Source organism: Streptomyces sp. NPDC096323 (assembly GCF_040302845.1).
Taxonomy (GTDB): domain Bacteria; phylum Actinomycetota; class Actinomycetes; order Streptomycetales; family Streptomycetaceae; genus Streptomyces.
This window is the reverse complement of record NZ_JBEOSI010000002.1, coordinates 112,842-125,292: the sequence shown is the minus strand read 5'-3', so window position 1 is coordinate 125,292 and position 12,451 is coordinate 112,842. Positions and strand designations below refer to the sequence as shown.

Annotated in this window: 10 protein-coding genes; 8 read left to right on the top strand and 2 right to left on the bottom strand. The window is 72.9% G+C overall.

Going from position 1 to position 12,451, the window contains the following annotated elements; all coding sequences use genetic code 11:
• Positions 1 to 86: 86 nt before the first annotated feature.
• Positions 87 to 683, bottom strand: coding sequence for a histidine phosphatase family protein (locus tag ABTX18_RS04620; protein ID WP_352121278.1), 597 nt, complete (start codon positions 681 to 683; stop codon positions 87 to 89).
• Positions 684 to 974: 291 nt separating this feature from the next.
• Between ABTX18_RS04620 and ABTX18_RS04615 the strand changes: the two genes are divergently transcribed.
• From ABTX18_RS04615 to ABTX18_RS04600, 4 genes are read left to right on the top strand one after another with little or no spacing between them, the layout of a single operon-like run.
• Entirely contained in the window at positions 975 to 1,946 is a 972-nt protein-coding gene (locus ABTX18_RS04615; protein WP_352121843.1) for a phosphatase PAP2 family protein, read from the top strand.
• Complete coding sequence (locus tag ABTX18_RS04610) at positions 1,852 to 3,018, top strand: hypothetical protein (RefSeq protein WP_352121277.1); 1,167 nt, start codon at positions 1,852 to 1,854, stop codon at positions 3,016 to 3,018. The genes ABTX18_RS04615 and ABTX18_RS04610 overlap by 95 nt, the downstream gene beginning before the upstream one ends.
• Positions 3,009 to 4,625 carry a hypothetical protein gene (locus ABTX18_RS04605; protein WP_352121276.1) on the top strand — a complete coding sequence of 539 codons (1,617 nt, stop codon included), beginning with the start codon at positions 3,009 to 3,011 and terminating at the stop codon, positions 4,623 to 4,625. The genes ABTX18_RS04610 and ABTX18_RS04605 overlap by 10 nt, the downstream gene beginning before the upstream one ends.
• On the top strand, positions 4,622 to 5,956 hold the full coding sequence (locus tag ABTX18_RS04600) for an AAA domain-containing protein (protein WP_352121275.1): 1,335 nt from the start codon (positions 4,622 to 4,624) through the stop codon (positions 5,954 to 5,956). The genes ABTX18_RS04605 and ABTX18_RS04600 overlap by 4 nt, the downstream gene beginning before the upstream one ends.
• 9 nt (positions 5,957 to 5,965) lie before the next feature.
• Here the strand turns inward: ABTX18_RS04600 and ABTX18_RS04595 are convergent, their stop codons facing one another.
• Entirely contained in the window at positions 5,966 to 7,015 is a 1,050-nt protein-coding gene (locus ABTX18_RS04595) for a LuxR C-terminal-related transcriptional regulator (protein WP_352121274.1), read from the bottom strand.
• A gap of 482 nt (positions 7,016 to 7,497) precedes the next feature.
• Here ABTX18_RS04595 and sbnA point away from each other — a divergent pair, with 482 nt between their 5' ends.
• Genes sbnA through ABTX18_RS04575 form a run of 4 tightly spaced genes read left to right on the top strand, consistent with a single transcriptional unit; the run spans position 7,498 to position 12,449 of the window.
• Positions 7,498 to 8,475 (top strand): 2,3-diaminopropionate biosynthesis protein SbnA, encoded by a 978-nt coding sequence (gene sbnA, locus ABTX18_RS04590; protein ID WP_352121273.1) that lies wholly within the window; start codon positions 7,498 to 7,500, stop codon positions 8,473 to 8,475.
• A gap of 13 nt (positions 8,476 to 8,488) precedes the next feature.
• On the top strand, positions 8,489 to 9,493 hold the full coding sequence (gene sbnB, locus ABTX18_RS04585; protein ID WP_352121272.1) for a 2,3-diaminopropionate biosynthesis protein SbnB: 1,005 nt from the start codon (positions 8,489 to 8,491) through the stop codon (positions 9,491 to 9,493).
• On the top strand, positions 9,487 to 11,232 hold the full coding sequence (locus ABTX18_RS04580) for an FAD/NAD(P)-binding protein (RefSeq protein WP_352121271.1): 1,746 nt from the start codon (positions 9,487 to 9,489) through the stop codon (positions 11,230 to 11,232). Before sbnB ends, ABTX18_RS04580 begins: the two co-directional genes overlap by 7 nt.
• The gene (locus ABTX18_RS04575) at positions 11,229 to 12,449 is read left to right on the top strand and encodes a trans-sulfuration enzyme family protein (protein ID WP_352121270.1); all 1,221 of its coding nucleotides are present in this window, start codon (positions 11,229 to 11,231) and stop codon (positions 12,447 to 12,449) included. Before ABTX18_RS04580 ends, ABTX18_RS04575 begins: the two co-directional genes overlap by 4 nt.
• Positions 12,450 to 12,451 lie beyond the last annotated feature (2 nt).

Below are 12,451 nucleotides of genomic sequence, written 5' to 3'. Positions count from 1 at the left end.
CCCCGCCGCCCCGCGGAGGACCCGCACCAACCAGCCCGCCCGGCGCTTGAGGGCAAACACCGCACCCCGAAACACCGCGCCGCGCGCTACCGCTCCAGGTGCCCCGTGTCGTTCCAGCGTTCCAGCGCCGGCGCCCCGTACGCCCAGCCCAGGACCGACAGGGACGTCGGGTCCAGGCGGATGCGGGCGGCGAACGACGCGTCCTCGCCCAGCCACCGCGCCCCCAGCACCCGCAGGATGTGGCCGTGGCCGAAGACCAGGACGTCGCGGTCGGCCGAGCGCGCCCACGCGACGACCTCGTCGGCGCGGGCCGACACCTGGGCCAGGGTCTCCCCCGACGGCACCCCGTCGCGCCAGATGAACCAGTCGGGGCGGATCGCCTTGATCTCCGCGGGCGTCATCCCCTCGTACGCCCCGTAGTCCCACTCCATCAGCGCGTCCCACGGTTCGGCCCGGTCGCCGAACCCCGCGATCGCGCACGTCTCGGACGCCCGGACGAGCGGACTGGTGCGGACTTCCAGGCCGGGCAGGTCCGCCCACGGCCCGCGGTGCAGCCGTTCACCGAGCAGCTTGGCTCCCTCGCGCCCGGAGTCGAGCAGCGGAATGTCCGTCCTGCCGGTGTGATTGCCCTTGACGGACCATTCCGTCCGGCCGTGCCGGGCCAGCAGGATGCGCGGTGCCATGTGAACAGCTCTCCCTGAAAAACTGAGACCTGAGATGCGGGATCTGAGATCTTGGACGTCGACGGGACGAACGGGGAACGGATCGTCCGGATTTCCATCATCGCGTACCTTCGCGGGAGGCAACCCGTGGGGCCGCACCGGCGTCCCACTGACTACAGAGCTGACCACAGACGAATCCGAGCAGCTGAGGGGTGCGGCGAAAGTGCACCCCGGGCGAACGAAGGCCGACCCGCACCGTACGGTGGAACGCCCGCCGTCGGCCGCGTGAACACATTGATGGAGAACTTCCGGATGCCGCATGCCACCATCGCGCCCGCGCCGCGCCCCCGGCCCCGCTGGTGGACCGAGCTCCCGCTCCTGGCCCTGGTGTACGCAGCGTACTCGGGCGGCAGGCTCCTGGTCCGGGGCGACGTGTCCACCGCCGTCGACCACGGGCTGCGCATCCTGGATCTGGAGAAGGCCCTCTTCCTCAACGCCGAGCACCCGCTCAACCGGCTGTTCACCGCGCACCCCTCGATAGGCATACCCGCCGACTTCGCGTACGCCTCGCTGCACTATCTGGTCACCCCGGCCGTCCTGATCTGGATGTTCCGCCGCCACGCGGCCGCGTACCGCAGGGCCAGGACCTGGCTGATGACGTCGACGATGCTGGGCCTCATCGGCTTCACGCTGATGCCGACCTGCCCGCCGCGGCTGCTGGCCGCCGGGCACGGCTTCGTCGACACGATGGCCCAGTACAGCTCGTACGGCTGGTGGGGTACGGAGGCGAGCGCACCGCGCGGCATGGGCGGGATGACCAACCAGTACGCGGCGATGCCGAGCCTGCACGTCGGCTGGGCGCTCTGGTGCGGCATCCTCCTGTGGCGCCACGGCAGGCACCCGCTCCTGCGGGCCGCCGGCATCGCCTACCCGCTGATCACCGTCATCGTGGTGATGGGCACCGCCAACCACTACTTCCTCGACGCCGTCGCCGGAGCCGCCGTCATGGGCGTCGGTGCGCTGCTGGCCAGGCCCGTACTGCGCCTGGCCGACCGGGTCAAGGACGCCGTCCAGGCCCGTTTCGCACAGGTGTCCGTCGCCACGAAGTCCCCGGATGTCAGTGCCGGATGCAAGACTTCCGCGGGTGAGCGAATCCCCGGCCAGCGGACCTCCTCCGCAGATCCCGCCGATGCAGCAGCACCGGGCGGCCCGCCTGCCCCGGCCGATGTCCCCGCCTCCGCGGGAAGAGCCGCAGGCGGTGACGCTGCGACGGCGGCTCGCTGAGCTGAGGGGCCCGGCCGTCGCGCCCCGCCCGCTGGACGCCCGCGCGCTGGCCGCGCTGGCCGCCAACCCCGGCTGCAAGCGGCGCGCCCTGCTCGACGGGGCCGGGGTCGACAAGGGCGCGCTCGCCGCGGCGCTCGGTTCACCGGCCGCCTTCGGCCAGTCCCAGTTCGCCTTCATGCGGGGCAACGCCTTCGAGGCCCGGGTCAAGGCCGACGGGGGCACGGAGCTGATGCGCCTGCTGCACCAGGCGTTCGGCGAGCCCGGCGAACCGCCCGGGGGCGTGTCGACGCCCGATCTGACCGCCGCCGGCCCCGAGGGCCGCGCGGCCCGCACCGCGCTCGCCCTGCGCGAGGCGACCGGGTCGGGCGGCTGGGCGCTGCTGGACCACCCGATGCTGGCCCTGGAGGTCGCTGGGTCCCCCGCCTATCTGGAGCCGGACGCGGTGGTGGTCCACCCCGACGGCACCTGGACGGTCGTCGAGATCAAGTCGTTCCCCATGATCGACGGCTCCGCCGACGCGGCGAAGGTGGGCGCGGCCGCCCGCCAGTCCGCCGTGTACGTACTGGCACTGGAGCAGGTCGCCGCGATGACCGAGGGCGCGGAGGTCGGCCACCGGGTGCTGCTCGTCTGCCCCAAGGACTTCTCCAACCTGCCGGCCGCCTCCGTCGTCGACGTACGCAAGCAGCGCGCGGTCACCCGCCGGCAGCTGACCCGGCTCACCCGCGTCGAGGACATAGCGGCGGCCCTGCCCGAGGGCACGACCTTCGATCCGGAGTGCTCCCCGGAGGAGCTGGACACCGCGGTCGAGTCCGTCACGGCGGCGTACGCGCCGGAGTGCCTGGCCGCCTGCGAGCTCGCCTTCCACTGCCGGGCGAAGGCCCGCGCCGCCGGTGCGGTCGAGGCGCTCGGGCGGAGCGTGCGCGGTGAGCTCGGCGGGCTGACCACGGTCACCGGCGTGCTCGCCGCGGCCGCCGGCAAGGAGGGCGATCCGGCGGACCCGACGGTCGCCGCACTGCTCCGCGCGGCCGCGCTGCGCGCCGAGGCTCTGGAGGGCAGCACCCCATGTCGCTGATCGGCACCCTGGCCCGGCTGGAGGCCGTGGAGAGCGGCCGTGCCCAGCCGATGGCCACCGTCCGCCACCGTCACCTGGGCGAGCGGCCGCTCGTGCTGGTGCCGCTCACCACCGCGGGCGAGGCGGGCGCCCCGCTCGGCGCGCTCGTCGGCACCGACCGGGACGCGCCCCGGCTGCTGGCCGTCGCCCAGCCGCGCGACCGGGACCTGCGGTTCGCGTTCCTCGCCGAGCTGGCCGAGACGGTCCTGCCGTACATCGAGTCGTACGCCGACGGGGTCGAGCCCGCCGAACGGAGCGAGACCGACCCCGGCACCGGCAAGAGGGTCAAGGTCGAGACGGAGCTGTGCACGGACGCGGCGCAGCTGATCGTGCCGAGCCGGGCGGGCATCGAGTTCGTCCGGCTGCTCGGCCGCTCCATGCGGTTCCGGCGCACCGCCGAGGACGACCCGGACACCCCGTATCCGGCGCCCGCCCGCGTCCCGCTGCTGGGCCGCTGGCTGACGCACTACGGCGAGCGGGCCCGGGTGCCCGGCTCCTCGCTGCTGCTGGCCGGCACCGATCTCCTGAACCGGCACTGGGCGACCGGCCAGTCCTCCCTGGAGGACCAGCACCTGGGCGCCCTGCTCGCCTGGATCGACCCGCCGGCCGGCGAGTCCGGGGCCGAGGCCGCGCTGCGCGCCGAGCTGGCCCGGGACGCCGGACACCAGTTGCTGTGCCCGCCGGCCGGACCGGCGACCGATCCGGACTTCGACAACCGGCTGCTGGCCCCCGCGATCGACAAGTACGACCGGGCGCGGACCTCGCTCGCCGCCGCCGAGGACGGTCTGGCGGCCGATGCCCGACTCGCCGAGCTGACCGCGGCGGAGCGCGAGATCCGAGGACTGCTGGCCGGTGTGCTGCGGCCGACGTGGGACGCGGTGTGGCGGGGCCTGGATCTGCTGCGGGAACTGCCGGAGGGGGCCAGGGCCGAGGACCGCTGGACGCGCGACCGCTGGTCGTTCACCGGCCACCGCGACCGGGTGCGCGCCGGTGAGCCGCCGCAGCCCCGCCGGGACGACGCGGTGACCGCCGCCCGGAAGCTGGCGGCGCGGGAGACGGCGCAGGCGCAGCTGGAGGCCCAGGAGGCGCTGGACGATCCGCTGGTCCTGGCCGGGCGGCGGCTGGCGGGCGAGGCGTTCGTCGGCGAGGTGACCGCGGTGGAGATGGCGTACAGCGAGTCCAAGCGCTCCTCCCCGCGCCCGCTGGTCACGGTCCGCACGGCCGAGCAGCCGCATCTGGGCGAACGCGTGAAGGTCTACCGCTCGCTGGACGGCAAGCCGCAGACCGCCGAGTTCGCGGGCAGCGCGGCGGCGGACGGGGCCGGCGGCGACGGCACGCAGTCGCTGGTGCTGCGGATCACCGACCGGATGGGCCGCGCCAAGGAGCCCGCCCCGGGCTCGGTGCCTGAGCCCGGTGACGTCATCGCCTGGACGCTCTTCGAGCACGACCAGCGCGGCGGCGCGCAGCTGCCGGACCCGGAGGAGACCCCGTGGACCCACGGCGGCCCGCCGGGCGGCGCGACGGCCGCCGAGCTCCCCGACCCCGTGACCACGGAGGACCTGCTGTGACGGCTGTTTTCGACCCGGGCGCGGCGGCGGGTCTGGCCACCGGCCGCATCCTGGACGACACACTGAACGGCTCCGCCCGCGGCATCGTGGTGGACTCGCCGCCGGGCGCGGGCAAGTCGACCCTGGTGGTGCGCGCCGCGCTGGAGCTCGCGGCGGCCGGACGTCCGCTGATGGTGGTCGCGCAGACGAACGCCCAGGTCGACGACCTGGTGGTGCGGCTCGCCGAGAAGGAACCCGGCCTGCCGGTCGGCCGGCTGCACAGCAGCGACTCCGATCCGTACGACAAGGTGCTGGACGGCCTGGCCAACGTACGGAAGTCGGCGAAGGCGGCGGATCTGGCCGGGCTCGACATCGTCATCTCGACGGCGGCGAAGTGGGCCCATGTGAAGAACGTCGAGCCTTGGGGCCACGCGATCGTCGACGAGGCGTACCAGATGCGTTCGGACGCCCTGCTCGCGGTGGCGGGGCTCTTCGAGCGGGCGCTGTTCGTCGGCGATCCGGGCCAGCTGGACCCGTTCTCGATCGTCGGCGCGGACCAGTGGGCGGGGCTGAGCTATGACCCGTCGGCGAGCGCGGTCACCACGCTGCTCGCGCACAACCCGGAGTTGCCGCAGCACCGGCTGCCGGTCTCCTGGCGGCTGCCGGCCTCGGCGGCGCCGCTGGTCTCGGACGCGTTCTACCCGTACACCCCGTTCCGCAGCGGTACGAACCACGGCGACCGGCTGCTGTCGTTCGGGGTCGCCTCGGACGGGTCGGCGGCCGACCGGGTGCTGGACGAGGCGGCGGAGTCGGGCTGGGGTCTGCTGGAGCTTCCGGCCCGCCACACCCCGCGCACGGACCCGGAGGCGGTACGGGCCGTGGCCCTGGTGGTGCGCAGACTGCTGGACCGGGGCGGCGCGGCGACCAGCGAGCGCTCCCCGGACCCCGCCCCGGTCACGGCGGACCGGGTCGCGGTCGGCACCGCCCATCGCGACCAGGCGGCAGCGGTCCGGGCGGCGCTCGCCGAGCTCGGGGTGACGGGGGTGGCGGTGGACACCGCGAACCGGCTCCAGGGCCGTGAGTTCGATGTGACGGTGGTCCTGCACCCGCTGTCGGGCCGCCCGGACGCCACCGCGTTCCATCTGGAGACCGGCCGGCTGTGCGTACTGGCCTCCCGCCACCGTCACGCCTGCATCGTGGTGTGCCGCGAGGGCGTCTCGGACCTGCTGGACGAGCACCCGTCGACGGAGCCGGTGCAGCTGGGCGTGACGGTGAAATTCCCGGACGGCTGGGAGGCGATGATGGCCACGTACGACTTCTGGTCCAACCACCGCGTCGCGTGGCGGCCCTAGGAAGAGCCGTTACCGTACGGACCCGCTCCTCGCCGGCTCCGGGCTGGGCTCGGCGTGGAGCGGGCCGAGCCAGCCGCTGCGAGTGGCCAGTACACCCGCCTCGAACCGGCTGGTAGCGCCCAGTTGCTCCATGAGCTCGGCGACGATACGGCGCACGGTGCGTTCGGAGGCGCCGAGGCGGCGGGCGATCGACTCGTCGGTGGCGCCGGTCGCGAGCAGCGCGAGCACGGTGGACTCGCGGTCGCCGAGGCCGGCCTTCGAGTGGTCAGCGGCCCGCGGACCGGACAGCGGCAGGGGCGCCGAGGTCACCCAGCAGTGCTCGAACATCTGGAGGAACACAGCGGCGAGCGGGCCTCCGTGCACCAGCAGGGCCGCCAGCTCGCCCTCGGGTGCCGGTGCGGGGACCATCGCCGACGTGCCGTCGACCACGATCATCCGCAGCGGCAGCATCTGTGTGGTCTTGACCTTGCCGCCGAGGGCCTGGAGATCGTCCAGGTAGGCAGCCATGTGTGGGGTGCAGGCGGTGGTGTGCAGATGCACTGTCCGGATTCGTATGCCCTTCGCGAGCGCCTGGCGGTCGCGAGCCAGGCCCTCCTCGATCATCTCCGGGGGTACGGCCTTGCCCGGGTGAAGCGAGACGATTTCCTGCTTCGCGGATCGGGTGATGTCCTCCAGCGCGGCGGTGACCCGGGCCACTCCGGTCAGCAACTCGGTGCTGGTGTGCGCCAACTGGTCCGCGTGCACGGGGTGATAGTCGGCGATGACCCTGCTCACCGCGTTCCACACCTGGTGCAGTTCCTTCGTGAGCCCGTCGACCGTGCGGTGCCCGTGGGCCAGCAGATGTCCCAGCGCGCCGCTCGGCGCCGCTGCGGCCCAGCCGCTCGGCGCGTGCGGGTTGGGGCAGAGCAGCTGCAGATCCGCCAGGTGCAGGATCGCCTGCGTGACCTGGTCGTTCGACCAGCTCTGGGCGTCCGCGAATGCGTGCGGATCCCAGTCGGGATCCCGCAGCGCATGGGCGTACAGCAGCCTCGTGCGTTCGTGAGTCTCGTTGTCCTCCATCTATCCCCCCGCTCGTGCACTACAGGTGCCCAACCGACTGCGCAATGTACTGGAAGGACAAGTGCCGTGTAAGAGATGGCCAGTTCGTGAGATATGTGAACGCTGGACCAACCTCGTGTCCGGGAACGGCCACGGCCTGATCCGGCAACCTTGATCGCTGGGCACAGGACCGGCGGTGCGTGAGTATCGAGAAGTCGCCGGGGGCTGAGGGCGCTTCTCGACCAACGCGCCGACCACCGCTCTCACGGCTTTCTCACGTCTCCTTCATCACGACCAACGGGGTTTCTCAGCCATGCGCTTTTTCGTTCGCGCCCTTCTCGCCGGTACCGCCGCCTCTCTCATCTGGGGCGCGATACCCACCACCGTCCACCCTGCGCCGGCCGCAGCTTCCGCGGCGCCCGTGCCCCTGCCCGCCCGATGAGGGCCCGGCGTCGCACCGCCGCCCTGCGTACAGGAATCGTCCGCGAGCCCAGGAAGCAAACGTGATTTTCGGAAGCGTTCACGACGTCGTCACCGACGACCTGTTCCTCAATCTCCACGGGTTCCATAACCAGTTGCGCGTCCTGCTCAAGCTGGAGGGACTCAACCCGGCCGGATCGGTCAAGCTCAAGACCGCCGTCGCGCTGGTGGAGGACCTGGAGGAGCGGGGCCTCCTCAAGGAGGGCTCCCGCCTCATCGAGTCGACCTCGGGAAACCTCGGCGTGGCTCTCTCGATGGTCTGTGCCGCCAAGCGGTACCGGCTGACCGTCGTCACCGACCCCAACGCCAATGCCCAGAGCATCCGGCTGATGCAGGTGCTCGGCGCGGACCTGGTGGTCGTCCGCGAACGCGACGCCAACGGAGGCTTCCTGCAGACCAGGATCCGCTGCATCGAGCGGAAGCTGGCCGAGGACCCGGGGCTGATCTGGCTCGACCAGTACGCCAACCAGGCCTCGGTCGCCGCCCACGCGGTCCGCACCGCCCACTCCATCCGCATCTCGGTCGGCGACCCCGACTACCTGTTCGTCGGCACCGGGACCGCGGGCACCCTGATGGGCTGCGCCGCCTACTTCGGGCCGCCCTCCAGGACCAAGGTCGTCGCCGTCGACTCGGTCGGCTCGGTCACCTTCGGGGAGCCGGCCGGGCCCCGGCACATCCCGGGCCTTGGGTCCAGCCGCGAGCCGCAGCTCTTCGACGAGCATCAGGTGCACCGGACGGTGTCCGTGCCCGAGGAGAGCGCCGTACGCATGTGCCGCCGGCTCGCCGCCGACTACGGCCTGCTCGTGGGCGGTTCGACGGGCACCGTTCTCGCGGCCGTGGAGCAGTTGGCGGGGGAGCTGGAGGACCACAGCACCGTCGTCGTGATCTCACCCGACTTCGGCGACCGCTACCTCGACACCGTGTACGACGACGGCTGGGCGGACCGGCGACTGCCCGACTGGCGCAGCGAGCCCGCGCACACCACGCCCGCCCACACATAAGGGGCCCACCATCATGACCACCTTCGACATCGTTCCCGGGAACGTCGCCTCCCGCGTCCTCGACGAGGACCGCGCCGCCGTCATCGCGCTGGTGCGCTCCGCGTACCTCACCCATGAGGCCGGACAAAGCGTCAACCCCGACAGCTACTTCCTGCGCTTCCCCGAGAAGCCGGACGCCCGGATCATCGCGCTGCCCGCCTACCTCGGCGGCGGCACCGACCTGGCCGGCATCAAGTGGATCGCCAGCTTCCCGTCCAATGTCGCCGAGGGGAACCCGCGGGCCTCGGCCGTACTGGTCCTCAACGACTACCGCACCGGCTACCCGATCGCGCTCCTCGAGGCGGCCGGCATCAGCGCCGCCCGTACCGCGGCCTCGGCGGCCCTGGCGGCGCGGACCCTGGGCGGCGGGGCCGCGCTGAGCGGGCGTACCGCCGTGATCGGTGCGGGCGTCATCGCCCGCACCATCACCGACTACCTGGCCGCGGCGGGCTGGCAGCCCGACGAGGTGCTCTGCCACGACCTGCACGAGCCGTCCGCCTCCCGCCTCGCGGCGCACGTCGGCTCACTGGGCTTCGACGCCCGCACCACCGGCTCGCTGGAGGAGGCGCTCGACTGCGACCTGGTCGTCTTCGCCACCACCGCCGCACAGCCGTATGTGCCCGCCGACACCCGGCTGCGGCCCGGGCAGGTGGTGCTGAACATCTCGCTGCGCGACCTGCCGCCGGAGCTGCTGCTCGGTGCCGACAACGTGCTCGATGACGTGGAGCACTGCATGAAGGCGCAGACTTCACCCCATCTGGCCGAACAGCTCACCGGCGGGCGGGAGTTCGTCACCGGCACGCTCGCCCAGGTGCTGTCCGGCGAGGTGACGACCGATCCGGGACGGGCCGTGGTCTTCTCGCCGTTCGGGCTCGGCGTGCTCGACCTGGCGGTCGGCGCGTACGTCCTGGACCAGGCCCGCAAGCGGGAAGAGACGGTCGCCGTCCCCGGCTTCTTCGGCCAGGAGCGCAGGTGGTAGCCGGCGGCACCGACGCGGTACGCATAGCCCTGGTCGGCGCGGGGCCGCGCGCCCTGTCCGTACTCGAACGGATCGTCGCGCTCTGCGCCGAACACCGGGTACCCGCCGCCGTGGAGGTGTGCGACCCGGGCGTCCCGGGCACCGGGCTGCACCGGCCGCAGCCCGACTACCTGCTGCTCAACACGATCGCCGCGCAGGTCACCGGGTTCGCGGACGGGCCGATGCTCGGCCGTCCGGTCACCGCACCGGGCGGCCCGACGCTCTTCGAGTGGGCGCGCGAGCGCGGCCTCGGCCGCACCGGCGACGGCTGGGTGTACGGCGGCCACGGGCGCCCGGTGTGTCCGGCCGACTACCTGCCCCGCCGGGTGCTCGGCGAGTACCTCGCCTGGTGCTGGCGCGAGATCTGCGACAGGGCGGCGCCCTGGGTCCACGTCACGCACCACCGGAGCGAAGTGACGGATGTCGTCCGGCGGGACGGCCGCGAGCGGGTGATGCTGGCCGACGGGCGGGAGCTCACGGCCGACTCCGTGGTGCTCACGCTCGGCCATGCGCTGCCCGAGCGTGCGCCGGTACCCGCCGACCGGTGGGTCCGCACCCCCTACCCGCTGCCCGAAGCCGTGGCGGGCGTCCCCGACGGCGGCCGGGTGGCCGTCCTCGGCACCGGTCTCGCCGCGATGGACGTCATCGCGGCGCTCACCGTGGGCCGGGGCGGACGTTTCGGGACCGGGACCGACGAGCGGCCGCGGTATGTGCCGAGCGGGCGGGAGCCCCGGATCACCTGGGTCAGCCGTTCCGGACTGCCCTACCGGTCCCGGCCGGAGTTCCGCCCCGACCGGGTTGTCTCCCCTGCACGGCACTTCACCCCCGAAGCGGTACGGGAGCTGCGCCACGGTGCCGCCGACGGCCGGCTGGACTTCGAGAGCCAGGTACTGCCCCTGTTGCGGGCGGAGTTGGACGACCGGATCGGCACGGGACCGGCTGCGAACCCGGCCTGCACCGCGGCCGGGCTGCTCGCGGAGACGGTGCCTCGTGAGGCGCTGGCCGACGCCGACCGGTACGGCAAGTGGTTCCTGCATTCGGTCAACGAGGACCTGACAGAGGCGCTGCGCGGGGTCGAGGCCAGCCCTCTGAAGGCCGCCCTCGAAGTGCTGCGCGACCACCGCGAGACCATCCGGCAGGCGGTGGACGCCCCGGGCCTGACCGAGGCGTCCACCCGCTGGTTCTTCACCCGGTTCACGGGCGAGCTGAACCGGTTGGTGACGGGCCCTCACGCGGAGCGCACCGCCGAGGTGCTGGCCCTCGCCGATGCGGGCATGCTCACCCCCGGGCCGGGACCCGCGCCCCGTACCGTCCGCGACGGCTCCGGCTGGCGGCTGGAGTCCACCGCGCTGGCCACGACGGCGAGCGTACGGGTCGACTGGCTGGTCAGCGCGCATCTGGCGGCTCCCGGGTCCCCCGACACGGACGGGGAGCTGCTGCGGCGACTTCTCGTACGGGGCCGGCTGCGCCGGCTGGGCGCGGCCGGGGCGTCGCTCGGCATCGAGGTGGACGGCGCCCTGCGGGTGCGGGACGCCGCCGGTGACGCGTCGTCCACCGTCTCAGCCTTCGGACCGCTCACCGAGGGGTCCAGTTTCTACAACCACTATGTTCCGTCGCCCGGTTCTCCCTCGCGCGCCCTGCGTGAGGCGGACCGGCTGGCCGCGAGACTTCTCCGGCTCGACCAGGAAGCAGCGTCATGAAGATCAGAAACCGCGAGCTCTACACCCCGTGGGCGCCCGGCACGATGCGGCGCGAGACCCTCGCCGCCCAGGCCGACGGCTGGCGCTGCCCCGCGACCGGCGCCGTACCGCCGCCGATCGCCCTGGGCGTCACCTTCGGGCGTGACGGCGCGTACGACACCCCCGGCGGACGCGCATACCTCCGTGACCAGGGGACGCCCGCCTACGAGCAGGCCGAACTGGTCGTGGCGGGCCTGGAGGGCGGCAGCGACGCCACCCTGTTCTCCTCCGGTATGGCGGCCGCGACCGCCGTGTTCCAGTGCCTTCCCGACCGGTCGCGTGTGGTGGTCTCCGAGACGCTCTACTTCGGGCTGACGAAGTGGCTGCTGGAGTTCGCGCCGCAGCGCAATCTCGAGGTGGTCCGGGTGAACACCACCGACCTCCCTGCGGTCGCCGAGGCGGTGGCGGCGGCGCCGACGACCCTGGTGTGGATCGAGACGCCGGCCAACCCGACCTGGCTGGTCACCGACATCGCCGCCTGCGCCGAACTGGCCCATGCGGCGGGCGCCCTGCTGGCCGTGGACAACACCGTGGCGACGCCCGTGCACACCCGCCCGCTGGAGCTCGGCGCCGACCTCGTCATGCACTCCGCGACCAAGTACCTCAACGGCCACTCCGACATCATGGCCGGCTTTCTGGTCGCCGGAGAGCGCGGCGAGGCGGGCCGGGGCGCGGTGCTCGACGAGCTGTGGGAGCGGATCGACCTGCACCGCAAGCTCGCGGGCCCGATTCTCGGCACGCTGGAGACGTACCTGCTGGTGCGCGGGATGCGGACACTCCACCCGCGGATGCGGCAGATCTCCGCGACCGCGATGGAGATAGCCGAGCACTTCGACGGCCACCCGCTGGTCAGCCGGGTCGGCTACCCGGGCCTGGCCTCCGACCCGGGCCACGCGGTGGCCGCGCGTCAGATGACCGGCGGCTTCAGCGGGATGCTCTCCCTCTACGTGGACGGCCCCTGGGAGCGTTCACTGCAGACGGCGAAGAACTGCGAGCTCTTCATCCGCGCCACCTCGCTCGGCGGCACGGAGAGCCTGATCGAGCACCGCTTCACCTTCGAGGGCGCGGGCAGCCGCTCGCCGCGTGAGATGGTCCGCCTCTCCATCGGCCTCGAGCACCCGGCCGACCTGATCAACGACCTCGAACACGCCCTCGAGAAAGCCGCAAAGGAAATCTGACA

Excerpts from the sequence above, each read along its gene's own strand:
- ABTX18_RS04620 (WP_352121278.1), bottom strand. The coding sequence starts at position 683 with ATGGCACCGCGCATCCTGCTGGCCCGGCACGGCCGGACGGAATGGTCC.
- ABTX18_RS04615 (WP_352121843.1), top strand. The coding sequence starts at position 975 with ATGCCGCATGCCACCATCGCGCCCGCGCCGCGCCCCCGGCCCCGCTGG.
- ABTX18_RS04610 (WP_352121277.1), top strand. The coding sequence starts at position 1,852 with ATGCAGCAGCACCGGGCGGCCCGCCTGCCCCGGCCGATGTCCCCGCCT.
- ABTX18_RS04605 (WP_352121276.1), top strand. The coding sequence starts at position 3,009 with ATGTCGCTGATCGGCACCCTGGCCCGGCTGGAGGCCGTGGAGAGCGGC.
- ABTX18_RS04595 (WP_352121274.1), bottom strand. The coding sequence starts at position 7,015 with ATGGAGGACAACGAGACTCACGAACGCACGAGGCTGCTGTACGCCCAT.
- sbnB (WP_352121272.1), top strand. The coding sequence starts at position 8,489 with ATGACCACCTTCGACATCGTTCCCGGGAACGTCGCCTCCCGCGTCCTC.
- ABTX18_RS04575 (WP_352121270.1), top strand. The coding sequence starts at position 11,229 with ATGAAGATCAGAAACCGCGAGCTCTACACCCCGTGGGCGCCCGGCACG.